The sequence below is a fragment of the Actinoplanes sp. NPDC049598 genome (assembly GCF_040675435.1).
GTDB lineage: Bacteria > Actinomycetota > Actinomycetes > Mycobacteriales > Micromonosporaceae > Actinoplanes.
Map to the genome: position 1 here is coordinate 118,132 of NZ_JBFAOX010000019.1, position 14,778 is coordinate 132,909.

18 protein-coding genes and 1 pseudogene are annotated in these 14,778 nt (G+C 70.3%); 10 read left to right on the plus strand and 9 right to left on the minus strand.

Going from position 1 to position 14,778, the window contains the following annotated elements; all coding sequences use genetic code 11:
* Window positions 1–843 (minus strand): iron uptake transporter permease EfeU, encoded by an 843-nt coding sequence (gene efeU, locus AB0J66_RS34850; protein ID WP_364670028.1) that lies wholly within the window; start codon window positions 841–843, stop codon window positions 1–3.
* A 108-nt stretch (window positions 844–951) separates the two neighbouring features.
* A complete protein-coding gene (locus AB0J66_RS34855) occupies window positions 952–1,335 on the minus strand; it encodes a BlaI/MecI/CopY family transcriptional regulator (protein WP_364670031.1) in 384 nt (127 codons plus the stop codon).
* Window positions 1,336–1,420: 85 nt separating this feature from the next.
* Here AB0J66_RS34855 and AB0J66_RS34860 point away from each other — a divergent pair, with 85 nt between their 5' ends.
* Both AB0J66_RS34860 and AB0J66_RS34865 read left to right on the plus strand, forming a co-directional pair.
* Complete coding sequence (locus tag AB0J66_RS34860; protein WP_364670034.1) at window positions 1,421–1,927, plus strand: hypothetical protein; 507 nt, start codon at window positions 1,421–1,423, stop codon at window positions 1,925–1,927.
* Window positions 1,928–1,960: 33 nt separating this feature from the next.
* The gene (locus tag AB0J66_RS34865) at window positions 1,961–2,341 is read left to right on the plus strand and encodes a VOC family protein (RefSeq protein ID WP_364670037.1); all 381 of its coding nucleotides are present in this window, start codon (window positions 1,961–1,963) and stop codon (window positions 2,339–2,341) included.
* Window positions 2,342–2,351: 10 nt separating this feature from the next.
* Here AB0J66_RS34865 and AB0J66_RS34870 read toward each other — a convergent pair whose 3' ends face one another.
* Both AB0J66_RS34870 and AB0J66_RS34875 read right to left on the minus strand, forming a co-directional pair.
* Window positions 2,352–3,161, minus strand: coding sequence for a metallophosphoesterase (locus tag AB0J66_RS34870; RefSeq protein ID WP_364670040.1), 810 nt, complete (start codon window positions 3,159–3,161; stop codon window positions 2,352–2,354).
* A gap of 12 nt (window positions 3,162–3,173) precedes the next feature.
* Window positions 3,174–3,560: a hypothetical protein gene (locus AB0J66_RS34875; protein WP_364670043.1), complete on the minus strand. Its 387-nt coding sequence runs from the start codon at window positions 3,558–3,560 to the stop codon at window positions 3,174–3,176.
* 72 nt (window positions 3,561–3,632) lie between these two features.
* On the opposite strand from AB0J66_RS34875, the gene AB0J66_RS34880 reads away from it, so the two are divergent.
* The 6 genes from AB0J66_RS34880 to AB0J66_RS34905 all read left to right on the plus strand — a co-directional run bounded on the left by AB0J66_RS34880 (window position 3,633) and on the right by AB0J66_RS34905 (window position 9,003).
* Window positions 3,633–3,989 carry a VOC family protein gene (locus AB0J66_RS34880; RefSeq protein ID WP_364670046.1) on the plus strand — a complete coding sequence of 119 codons (357 nt, stop codon included), beginning with the start codon at window positions 3,633–3,635 and terminating at the stop codon, window positions 3,987–3,989.
* 41 nt (window positions 3,990–4,030) lie between these two features.
* Entirely contained in the window at window positions 4,031–4,705 is a 675-nt protein-coding gene (locus tag AB0J66_RS34885; RefSeq protein WP_364670049.1) for a histidine phosphatase family protein, read from the plus strand.
* Window positions 4,705–5,637, plus strand: coding sequence for an SMP-30/gluconolactonase/LRE family protein (locus AB0J66_RS34890; RefSeq protein ID WP_364670051.1), 933 nt, complete (start codon window positions 4,705–4,707; stop codon window positions 5,635–5,637). The genes AB0J66_RS34885 and AB0J66_RS34890 overlap by 1 nt, the downstream gene beginning before the upstream one ends.
* A gap of 11 nt (window positions 5,638–5,648) precedes the next feature.
* Window positions 5,649–6,074: a hypothetical protein gene (locus AB0J66_RS34895; protein ID WP_364670054.1), complete on the plus strand. Its 426-nt coding sequence runs from the start codon at window positions 5,649–5,651 to the stop codon at window positions 6,072–6,074.
* 86 nt (window positions 6,075–6,160) lie between these two features.
* On the plus strand, window positions 6,161–7,429 hold the full coding sequence (locus tag AB0J66_RS34900) for an ABC transporter substrate-binding protein (RefSeq protein WP_364670056.1): 1,269 nt from the start codon (window positions 6,161–6,163) through the stop codon (window positions 7,427–7,429).
* Window positions 7,426–9,003 carry an ABC transporter ATP-binding protein gene (locus tag AB0J66_RS34905; protein WP_364670059.1) on the plus strand — a complete coding sequence of 526 codons (1,578 nt, stop codon included), beginning with the start codon at window positions 7,426–7,428 and terminating at the stop codon, window positions 9,001–9,003. Before AB0J66_RS34900 ends, AB0J66_RS34905 begins: the two co-directional genes overlap by 4 nt.
* Here AB0J66_RS34905 and AB0J66_RS34910 read toward each other — a convergent pair.
* A complete protein-coding gene (locus tag AB0J66_RS34910; RefSeq protein ID WP_364670062.1) occupies window positions 9,000–10,037 on the minus strand; it encodes an FAD-dependent oxidoreductase in 1,038 nt (345 codons plus the stop codon). The genes AB0J66_RS34905 and AB0J66_RS34910 overlap by 4 nt on opposite strands.
* 29 nt (window positions 10,038–10,066) lie before the next feature.
* Here AB0J66_RS34910 and AB0J66_RS34915 point away from each other — a divergent pair, with 29 nt between their 5' ends.
* Window positions 10,067–10,384, plus strand: a complete 318-nt coding sequence (locus tag AB0J66_RS34915) for a hypothetical protein (RefSeq protein WP_364670064.1) — start codon at window positions 10,067–10,069, stop codon at window positions 10,382–10,384.
* Here the strand turns inward: AB0J66_RS34915 and AB0J66_RS34920 are convergent.
* The 3 genes from AB0J66_RS34920 to AB0J66_RS34930 form a co-directional block, all read right to left on the minus strand.
* A complete protein-coding gene (locus tag AB0J66_RS34920) occupies window positions 10,368–10,532 on the minus strand; it encodes a hypothetical protein (protein ID WP_364670067.1) in 165 nt (54 codons plus the stop codon). The two genes, AB0J66_RS34915 and AB0J66_RS34920, sit on opposite strands and share 17 nt — an antisense overlap.
* Window positions 10,533–10,651: 119 nt before the next feature.
* Window positions 10,652–11,392, minus strand: a complete 741-nt coding sequence (locus AB0J66_RS34925) for a DUF6348 family protein (RefSeq protein ID WP_364670231.1) — start codon at window positions 11,390–11,392, stop codon at window positions 10,652–10,654.
* A complete protein-coding gene (locus tag AB0J66_RS34930; RefSeq protein WP_364670069.1) occupies window positions 11,373–12,863 on the minus strand; it encodes a M1 family metallopeptidase in 1,491 nt (496 codons plus the stop codon). The genes AB0J66_RS34925 and AB0J66_RS34930 overlap by 20 nt, the downstream gene beginning before the upstream one ends.
* A gap of 322 nt (window positions 12,864–13,185) precedes the next feature.
* Here AB0J66_RS34930 and AB0J66_RS34935 point away from each other — a divergent pair, with 322 nt between their 5' ends.
* Window positions 13,186–13,887, plus strand: coding sequence for an alpha/beta hydrolase (locus tag AB0J66_RS34935; RefSeq protein ID WP_364670072.1), 702 nt, complete (start codon window positions 13,186–13,188; stop codon window positions 13,885–13,887).
* 129 nt (window positions 13,888–14,016) lie between these two features.
* Here the strand turns inward: AB0J66_RS34935 and AB0J66_RS34940 are convergent.
* Window positions 14,017–14,727 (minus strand): annotated as a pseudogene (locus tag AB0J66_RS34940) (M28 family peptidase); the annotation flags it as partial.
* Window positions 14,728–14,778: the final 51 nt, after the last annotated feature.

Genomic DNA, 14,778 nt, shown 5'->3' on the forward strand with positions numbered 1-14,778 from the left:
CTAGGACTGCGCGGGGGCGGTAGTCACGGCCGCCGGCTTGCTGGCGGTCGGCTTCAGGAACAGGAAGAGGACGGGTACGGCGTAGACGACCCAGGCGACGACCTCGAGCACCGTGGCCGTCGGGGTGACGTTGAACATGCCGGTGAGCAGCGCGGTGTACCACGCGTTGGGGTCGAGGGCGCCGCTGATGTCGTACGCCAGGTTGTTGAGCCCGGGCACGACGGCGGCCTCCTGCAGGTCGTGCACGCCGTACTTGAGGATTCCGGCGGCGACCAGGATGAGCAGGGTCCCGGTCACGGTGAAGAACACCGTGAGATTGATGCGCACCGCCGTGGCGTACATCAGAAAGCCGAGCAGGACCGCCGTGGCGATACCACCGAGAAGGGCGTAAAGGGGGCCGCCGTTGATGCTGGCGCCCTGCACCGCCGAGTAGAAGATGAGCGAGGTCTCGAGGCCCTCGCGGACCACCGCGAGGAAGGCCATCACGCCGACCGCGACCGAGCCGACGGCCAGCGCGTCGGTGAGCTTGCCGCGCAGCTCGCCGGCGATGGAGCGGGCGGCCTTGCGCATCCAGAAGATCATCCAGGTGACGAAGGCGACAGCCAGGATCGAGGTGATCGCCTCGAACAGCTCGCGCTGCTCGTACTTCTGCAGCAGCGTGGTCGAGGTGTAGCTGAGCAGCCAGCCGAAGCCGACGGAGAGCGCGACGGCCAGGCCGACGCCGGCCCAGACCTGCGGCAGGCGGTCCTTGCGGCCGGCCTTGACCAGGAACGCGATGACGATGCTGACCACCAATGTGGCCTCGAGCCCCTCGCGCAGGCCGATGAGGTAGGTGGCGAGCATGGACGTCCCTTCACCGATCACTAAACACTAAGGCGTGCCTAACCTAGCTACTACAGACTGTAGATTAGGGAAGGCTGGCCTTAGTGTCCAGGGGCGTCCTCGCGGGGCTCAGTCCTCCTCGGCGTCGGCCAGCAGCCGGCGCAGCAGGTCCTCGTCGCCGGGCTGCAACTCGCCGACGAAGCGGCGCAGCACCGTCGCCCGGTCGCTGCCGGTGTCCAGCAGCGAGCCCATCTTGCGGGCGACCATCGAGGCCTCGTCGGTCAGCGGCGCGTACCGGAACGAGCGGCCGTCCTTGAAGCGTGCCAGCACGCCCTTCTCGTACATCCGGGTCAGAACGGTCACGACCGTGCTGTACGACAGACGCGACCTCAGCCGGCCCAGCACGTCGCGCGGTGTGAGCGGCCCGCCGGCGGCGACCAGGACGCGGAGGATCTCCGACTCCAGCGCGCCGGCCTGGCGGCGCCCGGGCGCCTCTTCGTCGTCGGCGTGCACGAGCGCAGCATAGCGAGATCGTCTATGCCTGCTAACTTTTACAGGCTGTAGAAGCTTTTGTTCGCGGAGGATAGGGCTGACTTCGATGACGGCGACGCTCGGCAACATCCTGCTGGTGTTCCTGGCCGACCGGCCGGGCACCGCGCACGAGCTGCAGCAGCGCCACGCCCAGACCTTCGGCCGGGAGCGCTCGGTCGACATCGCCCGCGTCCTGGCCGCCCTGCGCCGCCAGGACCGCCTCGGCCACGTCGGCACCGAGGCGGCCAACCGCCCCCGCAGCCCGCTGATCTTCTCCCTGACCGACGCCGGCTACGCCCGCCAGCGCGCCTGGATGCTCGGCGTCCCACCCGACGTCACCGGCGAGGACGTCATCGTCCGGGTCCTGCTGGCCACCGCCGCCGCCGACCGGGAGACCTTCGAGGCCGTCATCGACTCCTGCCTGGCCGCCCTGAAACGCCCGAGCCGGCGCGCCGCCACCCCGGTCCTGGAGGCGCACAACGCCCTCGCCGAGTACGAGGACGCCCTGACCGCGTCCCTGCGGTCCTGGCTACGCCGCCTGGCCGGCCGCCCCCGCGTCCGCGACGCCGCCTAGAATCGAGATCACGGGAATCCCTATGGTGGTCGGATGGCGTCCGTCAAGCAGGTCCAGATCACCTTCGACTGCGCGGACCCCGCGCGCGTGGCCCGCTTCTGGGCCGAAGCGCTCGGCTACGTAGCACCCGCCTCCAACGGCCCGGGAGCCGCCGCCTACGACCCCACCGGCGCCGGCCCGCGCCTCTACTTCCAGCAAGTCCCCGAGGGCAAGACCGTCAAGAACCGAGTGCACCTGGACGTCCGCGTCGGCACCGGCCTGGTCGGCGAGGAACGCCTGGCCGCCCTGGAAGCCGAAGCCGTCCGGCTGGTCGCCCTCGGCGCCGTCCGAGGCCGCCTCCTTCTGGCCGACGAGGAGAACGAGTCCTGCCAGAACATGCAGGACATCGAAGGCAACGAGTTCTGCCTCGACTGACGCCCGTTGGTCAGGCGAGCCGGGTAAGGAGGATCCGGCCGCCCTCATAGACGCCGCCGTCGATATTGACAACGCGCTGGGCGGCGTATCGCAGGGGCTCGCGCACCTCACTCGGCGTCACGCCGAAGTGCTTGGTCAAAGTGCTGTGCCCGTGCACCAGCACGCTGGCGCCGTACGTCGCAAGCATCCTGCTGACAGCATCGCCGGGCGTGACCGTCTCGTTGTCGCGGAAGGCGCCGCGGTCGCTCATTCGCTGGCAGAACAGTGCCCAGCTTCGGACGTCGCGCTCGGCGAGAGCTTCGGACACCGTGGCGTTGACGGCGGTGACGCTGTCGCCGAATTCGAGGTAGGCAGTGGTGTCCGAGTGGATCAGCAGGTGATCGTCGAGCACTGCCATTGCGGGCCGTGCGGCGATCCACGAGACATGGGTACCGCTGAGTCGGCGCAAGTCGTTGTCACGGCCGCCGAAGCGGGCCCAGCCACCCCGGAAACCATCGGGCACATCCCATCCGGGTACCGGCGTGGTGCCGAACAGGTGGGCCGCCATCAACTGCACCTCGTGATTGCCCAGCAGCGCGCCGACCTCGCCGCCTGCCTCGGCAGCCTGCCGGGTCCACCGCCGGATGTCGTCAATGACGCCGATACCGTCCGGTCCCCGGTCGACGTAGTCGCCCAGAAGCCACAACCGAGCGTCTCGCCCCGACCAATGGCCGTCGCCATCGACAAGACCGGCGTCGCGCAGGACATCCCGAAACTCCGCACGATGGCCGTGCACATCGGCGGCAACGAACAACGCTGATGGCGGCCGACTCTCGATCATGAATGAAATCTATCAATCTTGCAGGTCCCACACATTGACCGGTGCCTGCGGGCCGGTAAGGGGATGCCAGGCGCGGTGCATCGGGACGGTGGCGGTCAGCACGAGGCGGCGCGTTCGGCCCTCGACCGTGTGGATCGGGAGGATGCCGGCGGCGGTGGTACGGACGGTGGTCGCTGTGGTGTGTTTCAAGACGAGCCGCAGCGTGTCGAGACCGTCGGGGCCGCCGCCCTCGTGCAGATGCCTGTGGTCGGGTTCGGCGCACTCCAAAATGGACGCGGGACGCTGCGGTGGGTTGACGGCGAGCAGGTCCGCGTCGAAGCCGGCGAGCTCGCGGAAGTCGAGTTGCCGGCGCGCAGCGCGGCGATGGTGATCAGTCCGGCATTCAACGTTGGTCGTCACCCGGGGCACCCACCCACGACGGAAAGCTTGCCGGCTGCAGCGTAACAGGAGCGATGCTCTACGTTGGACGTCGTGGGTACGGTGGGCCGGCTGGCCGGGGTCACGATCGATTGCCGGGATCCGGAGGGGCTGGCCGGCTTCTGGTCGGCTGTGCTCGGTGGCCGGGTGACCGAGTCCCTACCCGGCTGGCGGCGCGTCACCGTCGCCGGCGCCGGCCCGGTGCTGACGTTCCAGCCGGTGCCCGAACCCAAGGTCGGCAAGACGCGGCTCCACCTGGACGTCGCCGTGCCCGACGCCGGCGAAGCGATGGCTCGGGTCGAAGCCTTGGGCGGCCGGTGGAGCGGCGAACGGCACGACTACCCCGAGGGCGTGGTCCTCGTCATGGCCGACCCGGAGGGCAACGAGTTCTGCGTCGTGCAGTACTACTGACGGCGAGTTACGATCGCCGGAATCCGGCCTGAGGAGGAAGCTTGGCGCGGCTTCTGCTGGTGAGGCATGGGCAGGCCTCGTTCGGGGCGGCGGTTTACGACGCGCTGTCCGAGCTCGGTGCTGAGCAGGCGCGGGTGCTTGGCAAGAGCTTGGGCGAGCGCGGGATCCGGCCCGGCCTGGTGCTGTGTGGGGAGTTGCGGCGTCACCGGCAGACGGTGGAGGGGCTGCTGGACGGGCTGGGCGAAGCGGTGCCGGTCAGCGTCGATTCCGGGTGGGATGAGTTCGACTTTCAGCGGGTGGTGGAGCTGCACGATCCGGCGTTCCGGGAGTTGGCGCCGCGGGCGTTTCAGGAGTTGTTCGAGGCGGCTACCGGGCGGTGGTGCTCGGGGGCGTACGACCGGGAGTACGACGAGTCGTTTCCGGCGTTCCGGGAGCGGGTCGCGGGGGCGCTGGAGCGGGCCGGTGAGCTGCTGGCGGAGCACCGGGAGATTGTGGTGGTGAGTTCGGGTGGGCCGATCGCGCTGGCCGCCGCGCTGCTCACGGCGGGGCCGAAGGTCGATCCGGGCACGCTCGCGACGCTGTGGACGGCGCTCAACCGGGTGGCGGTCAACACCGGCGTCACCAAGCTGGTGCGTGGCCGCAGCGGGCTGTGGCTGTCCACGTACAACGAGCACAGCCATCTCGAGCCCGGCCAGCGACTGCTCACCTACCGCTGATGGCCCGCTGGAAGCCGCCGCCCCGGGTCGACGCCGGCCCGACCGCGCCCCTCGTCGTCGAGCGGCGGCTGGCCACCGGTGGGCGCGGCCCGGAGGATGTCGTCTTCGACCGGGACGGCCACGTCGTCTGCGGGCTGGCCGGCGGGCGCATCGTGCGGATCGACCCGGCCACGGGCGACCGGACGGTTCTGGCCGAGACGGGTGGGCGGCCGCTCGGTCTGCACGCCCGCGCCGACGGCAGCGTGCTGGTCTGCGATCACGACAAAGGGCTGCTCAAGGTGGACGGCACAGTGGAGCGGCTCGTCGACGTCACCTTTCCGAGCAACGTGGTCGAGGACAGCGCGGGCGTCATCTGGTTCACCACATCCACGACGCGGTGGAGTCTCGACGAGCACCTGGGTGACATCTTCGAGCATTCGTGCACCGGGCGGCTGATGCGCCGCGACCCGGACGGCACGGTTACGACGGTCCTCGATGGGCTGAAGTTCGCCAACGGGCTCGTGCTCGCCCCCGACGAGTCGCATCTGCTGGTCGCCGAGACGGCCGGCTATCGGATCCAGCGCCATTGGATCGATGGCCGCACCGAGGTTCTGGTCGACAACCTGCCGGGCTTCCCGGACAACATGTGGCTCGGCAGCGACGGGCTGGTCTGGGTGGCGATCGCCGCGCCGCGCAACGCGCTGCTCGACCGGCTGCTTCCGCTGCCGGGTCTGTTGCGGCGGGCGCTCTGGGCGCTGCCGGCGGGCGTACGGCCGAAAGCCGTGCCGATCGCCTGGGTGATGGCCTTCACGCCGGACGGGCGGCTCGCGCACGATCTGCGGAGCGGCGACGGGTCGTACGGCTTCGTCACCTCGGCCGCCGAGCGGAACGGCCTCGTGGTCCTGGGCAGCCTGACCGAATCCGATGTGGCGGTTGTGGCCCCACCTGGGTAACAGCCCTGGGCATGAAGACCTATCGATACCACCACGCCGCCCTGGTGATCCCGTTCATGCTGCTGGCCTCGATCGCGTTGCCGATCGGGGCGCTGTTCGTCGACGCCGGGCCGTGGTGGGCCGAGACTCTCTTCCTTCTCATCGCGATTCCGCTGGGCTGGTGGTACGTGGCGGTTCGGCTGATCTACCGGATGGAGCTCACGGAGCAGGAGCTGGTGTTGCGCTCCCTGCTGGGCCGCTGGCGGGTTCCGCTGGCGGAGCTGGCCGAGATCGGCGCGCCCGAGAGTGGTAACACGGTCCGCGTGGTGCGGCGCGACGGGCGGGCCTGGAGCGTGTTCTCCGGGGAGGGGCTGGTCGCCTTCGCCGACGAGGTGGGCCGGGTCGCGCCGAACGCCGAGGTGCGCATCAGCGGGTGGCACCGCCGCACCGAGGGGTAGCACGACCGACCTACACCTAATACTCCGGCACGCCGAAAGGCGCCGGCGGCGGCATCAGCGCCGACCACTGGTTCGGCGTGGAGCCGATGACCGGGCGCGACCTGTTCGCCATCGTGGTCCACGGGGCCCGGACGTCGCTGCTGGTCGGAGTCGCCGCCACGGCCATCGCGGTGCTGGTCGGCACGCTGGTCGGCATCGCCGCCGGCTTCTTCGGGGGCTGGTTCGACCGGGTGCTGAGCCGGATCACCGACGTGCTGCTCGGCTTCCCCTGGCTGGTCTTCGCCATCGCGCTCGGGGCCATCGTGCCGGTCAAGTTCCCCAAGCAGTTGCTGCTGATCCTGGTGATCGGCCTGTTCGGCTGGCCGGGGATCGCCCGCGTCGTCCGGGGGCAGACGTGGGACGCCAAGACCGACACCGTCCGCACCGCCGGGCCCGACCAGGTCGTCTTCCAGCTCGGCCAGGACGCCACCGTGGCCGCCCAGCGGCTGATCGCCGACGCCGGCGACGACAAGAACGCGTTCGGCGCCGGCTTCGTGCCGCCCGCCCAGCTGGCCCAGATCCAGGCCAACGCGTCGGCCAAGCAGCGGCTGGTCACCTCGGACGCGGGCGCACTGGCCTACCTGGCCCTCAACACCACCCGCGGGCCGCTCAAAGACGTCAAGGTCCGGCAGGCCATCGAGTACGCGGTGGACAAGAAGGCGTACCAGGTCGCCTCGGGCGGCGCCACCGGCGGTGACCTCGCCACCACCCTGATCACCCCCGGCGTCGCCGGCCGTCAGGAGTACGACCTCTACCAGGCCGACCCGTCCGGTGACGTGGCCAAGGCCAAGCAGCTGCTCACCGAGGCCGGCCAGACCAACCTCAACCTGACCCTGCTCTCCGAGAACGACCAGGTCAGCCTGGCCAAGGCGCAGGCCATCCAGCAGGGCCTGCAGCGGGCCGGCATCAAGGTCACCATCAAGCCGGCCGAGGAGACCACGGTCACCGACACCATCACCGGCGACAAGCCCGACTTCGACCTGACGCTGAGCAGCTGGCAGCCGGACTTCCCGAGCGCCAACGGCAACATCCAGCCGCTGTTCGAGTCCAAGGAGATCGGCGGTGGGGGCTACAACATCTCGCGCTACTCGCAGCCCGAGGTGGACCAGCTGATCGAGCAGGCGCTGGCCGAGACCGACCAGGCCAAGGCGCAGACGCTGTGGGCCCAGGCCGACAAGCGGATCCTGCAGGACGCGCCGGTCGTGCCGCTGACCTACACGAAGAACTCGTTCCTGCACGGCTCCAACGTGCAGAACTTCTTCGTGGCCGCCTTCCCGGCCTACCCGAACTACCTGAAAGTCTCGCTGAAGCAGTGACTCTCCTGTCTGTGGAGGACCTCTCCATCTCGTTCGAGGTCGAGGCGACCCGCGGTGTGGCCTTCGAGCTGCACCGCGGGCGGGTCCTGGCGCTGGTCGGCGAGTCCGGCTCGGGCAAGAGCGTCTCCGCCATGTCGATCCTGGGCCTGCTGCCGGCCACCGCCACGGTGACCGGCAGCATCACCCTCGAGGGCGAGCAGCTGCTCGGCGCGCGACCGGAGCGGCTGCGCGAGCTGCGCGGCGGAAAGATCGGCACGATCTTCCAGGAGCCGATGACCGCCTTCAACCCGGTCTTCACCATCGGCAACCAGATCGCCGAGGCCCTCCGTACTCATCGGCGGGCTGCGCCGAAACAGCGGATCCACGAGCTGCTGTCGATCGTCGGGCTCGACGATCCGCCCCGGGTGGCCCGCTCCTACCCGCACCAGCTCTCCGGCGGCCAGCTGCAGCGCGCGATGATCGCCATGGCCATCAGCTGCGACCCGGTGCTGCTGATCGCCGACGAGCCGACCACCGCGCTGGACGTCACCGCGCAGGCCGGCATCCTCGAGCTGCTGCGCGACCTGCGCGAGCGCCTCGGCATGGCCATCCTGCTCATCACCCACGACATGGGTGTGGTGGCCGACCTGGCCGACGACGTGGTCGTGCTCAACCAGGGCCGGGTCGTGGAGACCGCGCCGGTCGGCCAGCTCTTCGCCGCGCCGGCCGAGGACTACACGCGGGCGCTGCTCGACGCCGTACCGAAGCTCGGCTCGTCGCCCTCTCCGGTCCTGGCGGAAACCGGGCCGGACGCCCTGAGGTTGACCGACCTGGTCGTCGACTACTCGGGCGGGTTCCGCGCGGTCGACGGCGTCTCGCTCGGCGTCGGCGGCGGCGAGATCCTCGGCCTGGTCGGCGAATCGGGCTCCGGCAAGTCGACGATCGGGCGGGTCGTGGCCGGCCTGGTCCCGGCCACGTCCGGGGTGGCGCTGGTCGGCGGCGCGGACATCGGGCGGGCGGCCCGGCACCCGTGGCGGCGCGCGGCCGAGCTGCGCCGGATCCGTTCCGGCATCGGCATCGTCTTCCAGGACCCGGCGTCCTCGCTCAACCCGCGCGTCACCATCGCCGACAGCATCGCCGAACCGCTTGTGCTGCACCGCGAACTCGACGCCGTCGCCTTGCGGCGCCGGGTCGACGAGCTCCTCGAGGCGGTCCAGCTCTCCGTGGGCTTGCGCAGCCGCTACCCGTACGAGATGTCCGGTGGCCAAAGACAACGGGTGGCCCTGGCCCGGGCGCTGGCCCTCAACCCCGCGCTCCTGATCGCCGACGAGCCGACCAGCGCCCTCGACGTGTCGGTGCAGGCCCGCGTCCTGGACCTGCTGCGCTCGTTGCAGCGCGACTTCGGCTTCGCCTGCCTGTTCATCAGCCACGACCTCGCGGTGGTCGAGCAACTCGCCCACCGCGTCGCCGTGATGCACCGCGGCCAGATAGTCGAGCAGGGTCGCACCGCCGACGTGCTGCGGGCGCCGGAACATCCGTACACCCAGGGGTTGATCGCCGCCGTGCCCGTCCCGGACCCGGCCCGTCGTCACTAAGCGTCAGGCGCGTTCGGGCCGGCGTCGGCCGGGGTGGAACCGTCGGCGCAGGCCCGGGCGAGCATCTCGCCGAGCAGCGGGGCGAACTTCATCAGATTCTCGCCGTACGTGACGAGCACCCGCCCGTTGCGCACGAACTGCAGCCCGTCGCCGAGGGCCGGGTCGTGCGTGCAATAGACCCGGCCGACCGGGCGCGGCTCGACAAACGGCAAGTGCTCGGTGACGTACGCGGTGAGGAAGTCGACCGATGCGCGTTCCGCGGCCGCTCGTCCGCCGTCCCAGGCGACCAGCGCCGCGTCGACGTCCCCGCCGACCGCCCAGGTCCCCGGCGCGGCCAGATGCTGGTAGGTGCCGCTTTCACTGGCGATCCAGCATTGCAGCGGCTCGGGCGCCCCGGGCCTGATCGGAAAGCTGACCCGCAGGTGATGCTCCAGCGCCGACGAGATCTCGATCCCGGCCTGCGCGGCCAATGCCGGCGTGCCCGCCCCCGCGCAGATCAGCACCGCATCGAACGTCTCGACGTCGCCGGCCGCCCTGACCCGCACCCCGCCTGCGACCTCCTCGACGGCGTCGACGTGCGCTCGGCGCAGCCGGCCCTGCGTCTCCCTGGTGAGGTGGGCCCGGATCCGGTCCACCCGGATCACCCCGCCGGCCGGATCAACCAGCGCCGGCCCGGCGAACGTGGTGGCCGGCAGCCGCAGCAGCGGCGAACCGGGCTCCACCAGCTCGTGGTCCACCCCCGCCATCGCCTCCGCCCATTTCGGAGCTTCGGGCCCGCTCACCACCGTGCCGACCTCGTCGACGAACTGTGTGCCGGCCCGGCCGCTCCAGTCGGCGAACAGCTCCCGCGACCTCGCGGCCAGCTCCACCATGTCCGGATACGCGTGCGCCAGCCGGAAGATGCGGGTGTCACCGGCCGAGCGTTCCCCCATCGGCTCGCCCGCCTCGTAACACCAGACGCCGACCCCATGTCGCTGCAACGCCGCAGTGACCGACAGCCCGACAACGCCCCCACCGACCACCGCAACCTTCATGCCCGCGACGCTACCGTTAGGGTCGCGCGGTGGAGAACGCCCCGCCGTCCCGGCTCCCCAGCGACGTCTTGATCACGCTCACCGTCCTGGCCGGCGTCGTCAGCCTGCCGCCCGCTCTGTTCTTCGCCCTGATGGGTCTCAGCGGCGGCTTCTTCAACCTGCCCGTTGCGCTCGGTGTGCCGGCCCTGATCGCCTACCCCACCGCGCTGTGGCTCTGGGTCCGATCCCGGCGCTCACCGACCACCGGCCGGGCCTGGCTGCTCACCATCGTCGGCCTGCTGCTCATTCTGGTCACCTCGTACCTCCCGGTCACCGTCCTCGGCTCGGCCGTCATCGAAGGCGTCTGACCAGGCTGTCCAGGACGCTTTCCGTGATGGCGGGCGGCCAGCCCCCGGCGCCGGCGGCGGCCAGGTGCTCGGTGAGATCGGCGAACGCCCGCCGGGCCACCGCGAGATCTGGGCCGGGCACCGCAACCTCGACACCTACCGGTGCCACCTGACCGAAGATCTCCAGACCCTGTTCACCATCTGGCCACCGGCCAGATCAAGGCGCAGATCGACTCCGTCTACCTCTGGATCAGGCCGCCGCCCTGCGCCGCGCCGAGCGGGGCGGCCTCACCGGCAAGATCCTGCTGGTGCCCACGGTCTGAGCTTCGCGGGATCAGGGTTTCCTCCACGATGGACAGAACGCCGGGCACCGCCACGCGAATGCTCCGCAGCGCATTCGGCCGCCACCACCGACCACGCGCGCTTGGCGACGGTTAGTGGTCGGGGCCGACGAGCAGGACGAAAGTGCGTGCCAACCCGGGGCCAATTCATCGCGGCGAGCGCTGCCTCGGATGGTTCGTGTCTTTGACCGTTGATCCGGACCTCGCATTCGGTGAAGTCACCGCCCTGCCCGACCAGCAGGCGGACACCGTTGAGGAACGGCCGGTCAAGCCCAGTCGCGATGACCGGCACCAGAGCCGACCAGGGCATCGCCTCGGCCAGCCACTCCTGTTTGCCCTGCGAACCGTCGACCGACCAGCCGGTGGCGCTGCCCACGATGGCATGCCACCCGGGGAAGCCACCCCGATCGCCGGACCGGAAGTGGGTCGCCAGCCGGCCCTTCTGCTCGACCATCTCCAGAACGGTGACCAGGCAGGTCTCGATCCACGCCTGGATGGCCTGACGCGCCGCGAGGGAAGAACCCGGATGCCCAGCGAACCTGACCGCAGCATCGGCCCGTCCGTCAACCGCCAGGTGCCACCCAAGCCACCCACCATCGGTGCGGCAATCTCGAGCACTTGCTCCGCGGCCGGCCGGGATTGGTTGTCCCGGCCGGCCGTACTGAGGGTCAGGGCTGGTGGAGCAGATCGTGGGTGTGGCTGATCTGGGCCCACGACTTCGGGGCCTTGGGGGCGGCCGTGCGGGCCAGGGTGCCGGCCACGGCCGGCTTGGCCGGGGTGTAGAGCCAGGCCTGGAACAAGGCGTCCAGGTCCTGGCCGGAGATTTTCTCGGCCAGGTCGGTGAACTGCTTGGTGGTGGCGTTGCCGTAGCGGTGGTCGGCGGCCCAGGTGCGCAGGATCTCGAAGAAGTCGTCGTCGCCGACGGCTACGCGGAGCTGGTGCAGGGTCATGGCGCCGCGGTCGTAGACGGCGTCGCCGAACAGCTGGGCCACGCCCGGGTCGGCGGGGGCGGTGGTCCAGACGGGGGCGTCGGCGGGGTACGTGGCGTACAGGTAGTCGAAGATCTCCTGGGCTGTGCCCTCGCCGTTCTTCTCGGACCACAGCCACTCGGCGTAGCTGGCGAAGCCCTCGTTGAGCCAGATGTGCTGCCAGTCGGCGACCGAGACGGAGTCGCCGAACCACTGGTGGGCGTTCTCGTGGACGACCACCGAGGTGTTGGAGCCGCGGGTGAAGAAGGCCGTCGCGTAGTTGGGGCGGGTCTGGTTCTCGAGCGCGCAGCAGAGCGTGTTGGGCGGGGCGACCACGCCGCCGCGGGCCTCGAACGGGTACGGGCCGAAGACTGTGGTCTCCCAGTCGACGATCTCCGCGGTGCGCTCGACGCTGGACTGCGCGGCCTCGCGCAGTTCCTGGCTCATGAGCTGGGAGTACGCGTTGTAGACGGGCTGCCCGGTGGCTGACGTGTCGGTCGTGACGTCGTACTGCCCGATGGTTATGAAAGTCAGATAGGTGGCCTGCGGTTTCAGGGAACGCCAGCTCCAGCGGGTGTAGCCGAGGGTCTCGCGGACCGGCGGGCGGGGCATGACGCCGTTGCTGATCGCCTCGACGCCGTCGGGGACGGAGACCGACACGTCGAAGGTGGCCTTGTCGGTCGGGTGGTCGTTGCTCGGGTACCACCACCAGGCGATCTCCGGCTCGCCGATGGCCATGGCGCCGTCGGGGGTGCGGATCCAGGCGGTGAACCCGGCCGCGACCTTGGTCGACGGGACGCCGGAGTACTGCACCACGATCGTCATGGCGCCGTCGTCGGCGACCGGCCGGGCGGGCGTGACGACGAGCTCGTGGTCGCCCTGCCGGGCGAACGTGGCCGGGCGGTTGTTCACCAGCACCGAGGACACGTCGAGCACGAAGTCGAGGTTGAAGCGGCTCAGATCCTGGGTGGCCCGGGCCAGGATCGTGGTGGTGCCGGTCAGCCGGTCGGTGGCCGGCGTGTAGCGCAGGCGGATGTCGTAGTGGGACACGTCGTACCCGCTGTTGCCGTAGTCCGGGAAGTAGCTGTCGCCCAATCCCGGCCCACCCGGTGCCGGTGCGGCCTGCGCGGCCGCCCCCGTTCCGGCGAGGGTCAACGCTGTGGCGACCAGCGCCACTAGCAGTCGTCGCACGGGACTTCCTTCCATCGAAGGGACAGTTCCCGCCGAGGCTATCGACAACCGTCGAAAGATCGCTGCCCCGTGCCGTCAGCTGACCGGGCAGTGGCGGAAGTACCGATGGTCACGCTCCCAGCGGATCGGTTGCTGCCCGTGTTCGGGGGCCGGCGGCTGTGGCGATCTGCAGGTCCTCGCGGCGGCCTTCGGGGCCGAGCGGATGGCCGGCTACACGGCCGACATCGACGCGATCCTGGCTGATGAGAGCACTGCGCCGGGCGTTCACTAATCGTGCACTGCGTTCTGGTGTGCTCGGGTCCTCATACAGAGAGGAACCGAAATGACCACTGTTGTCCTGGTCCACGGCGCGTTCGCCGACGGGTCGAGCTTTGCCCGGCTCGTGCCCGAGCTGCTCGACGCCGGATTGAAGGTGCTCGTGCCGGCGGTGCCGAACCGGTCGCTGAGCGGCGACGCCGCGTACATCTCCTCGGTCCTTCGCTCGATCGACGGGCCGGTCGTGCTGGTCGGGCACTCGTACGGCGGGGCGGTGATCACCGTGGCCGGGGCCGAGCCCAACGTCAAGGCGCTGGTCTATCTGGCCGGCTACGCGCTGGAGGAGGGGGAGAGCCTGGCCCAGCTGCAGGGCCGGTTCCCCGACTCGGATCTGGCGTCGGCGCTGGTCTACACCCCGTACCCGGTCGAGGGGTCGGCCGAGCCGGGCACCGATGTCAGCGTCGATCCGGAGAAGCTCCCGAAGATATTCGCCGCCGACATCGACCCCGAGCTCGCCCGCGTGCTCGCGGTGTCGCAGCGTCCGCTGGCGGCCGCCGCGTTCGGCGAGCCGGCGGCGGTCGCGGCCTGGCGCTCCAAGCCGGGCTGGGGTGTCGTCTCGGCCGCCGACCACACCATCAACCCGGACGTGGAGCGGTTCGGCTACAAGAGGGCCGGCCTGACCACGGTCGAGATCGACTCGTCGCATCTGGTGATGCTGTCGCACCCGGAAGAGGTGGCGGACGTCATCAAGGCGGCCGTGGCGCACTGATGGGGGCCGGGGGCGCGACGCCCCCGGCCCACTGCCTTACCGGAGTAGCTGAGCCGAGGCCGAGCTTGCCTTCAGAGATGCCCGCGGCGGGATCGCGGACGTGTCCTGGGCGAACGTGGCGATGGCGGTGGCCACGCCGTCCGCGTTGACGTCCAGGGCGTACGCGTTGATGTTGCCGATCAGGTGGTACTTCTTGCGGAGCTGCTTGTAGAGGGCCTTGTCGGCGCCGTCCTTCTCCGGGGTGAAGCTGTCGCAGGCCTGGTGGTAACACGGGTCGTAGGCGGCGCCGGCCACCCCGCCCCACAGGGCCACGTCGGCCTCGGTCTTCTCGACCTCGGCCCCGGTGAACAGGCCGCCGGCCGGGATGCCGGTGGCGATGAACGGGCCGTAATCGGAACGGCCGGTGAAGTCGGCCGGCGCGGTGGCCTCGCCCCGCTTGGCGAAGAACTTCTGGAAGACCTCCTCGATCTGCGCCGAGCCGGCCGGGCCGGGACCGGCGCCGCTGGCCGCGGAGTCGTCACCGTCGTACACGCCGAACGTGTAGTTGGGCGAGCCGATCATGTCGAAGTTGAGGTAGAGCGCGATCTTCGCCTGCTCGGCGGCCGGCAGGCTGTTCACGTAGAAGGTGGAGCCGACCAGGTTGGCCTCCTCCGCGCCCCAGAAGCCGAAGCGCAGCTTGTTCTTCGTCCTGTGCTGGGACGCCTGCAGCGCGGCCTCGAGGATCGCGGCGCTGCCCGTGCCGTTGTCGTTGATGCCCGGACCGGCCGGTACGGAGTCGAGGTGCGCGCCCGACATGACGACCTCGTCCGGGTCGCCCCAGCGCGACTCGGCGATGATGTTCGAGGTGGGCCGTACCTCCGCCTCGGCCTCGACCGAGATGCTGACGTTGAG

What these genes read in the sequence shown, in the direction of transcription:
- efeU (WP_364670028.1), bottom strand. Translation starts at nt 843, where the DNA reads ATGCTCGCCACCTACCTCATCGGCCTGCGCGAGGGGCTCGAGGCCACA.
- AB0J66_RS34860 (WP_364670034.1), top strand. Translation starts at nt 1,421, where the DNA reads ATGACGGCGACGCTCGGCAACATCCTGCTGGTGTTCCTGGCCGACCGG.
- AB0J66_RS34865 (WP_364670037.1), top strand. Translation starts at nt 1,961, where the DNA reads ATGGCGTCCGTCAAGCAGGTCCAGATCACCTTCGACTGCGCGGACCCC.
- AB0J66_RS34870 (WP_364670040.1), bottom strand. Translation starts at nt 3,161, where the DNA reads ATGATCGAGAGTCGGCCGCCATCAGCGTTGTTCGTTGCCGCCGATGTG.
- AB0J66_RS34890 (WP_364670051.1), top strand. Translation starts at nt 4,705, where the DNA reads ATGGCCCGCTGGAAGCCGCCGCCCCGGGTCGACGCCGGCCCGACCGCG.
- AB0J66_RS34895 (WP_364670054.1), top strand. Translation starts at nt 5,649, where the DNA reads ATGAAGACCTATCGATACCACCACGCCGCCCTGGTGATCCCGTTCATG.
- AB0J66_RS34900 (WP_364670056.1), top strand. Translation starts at nt 6,161, where the DNA reads ATGACCGGGCGCGACCTGTTCGCCATCGTGGTCCACGGGGCCCGGACG.
- AB0J66_RS34910 (WP_364670062.1), bottom strand. Translation starts at nt 10,037, where the DNA reads ATGAAGGTTGCGGTGGTCGGTGGGGGCGTTGTCGGGCTGTCGGTCACT.
- AB0J66_RS34935 (WP_364670072.1), top strand. Translation starts at nt 13,186, where the DNA reads ATGACCACTGTTGTCCTGGTCCACGGCGCGTTCGCCGACGGGTCGAGC.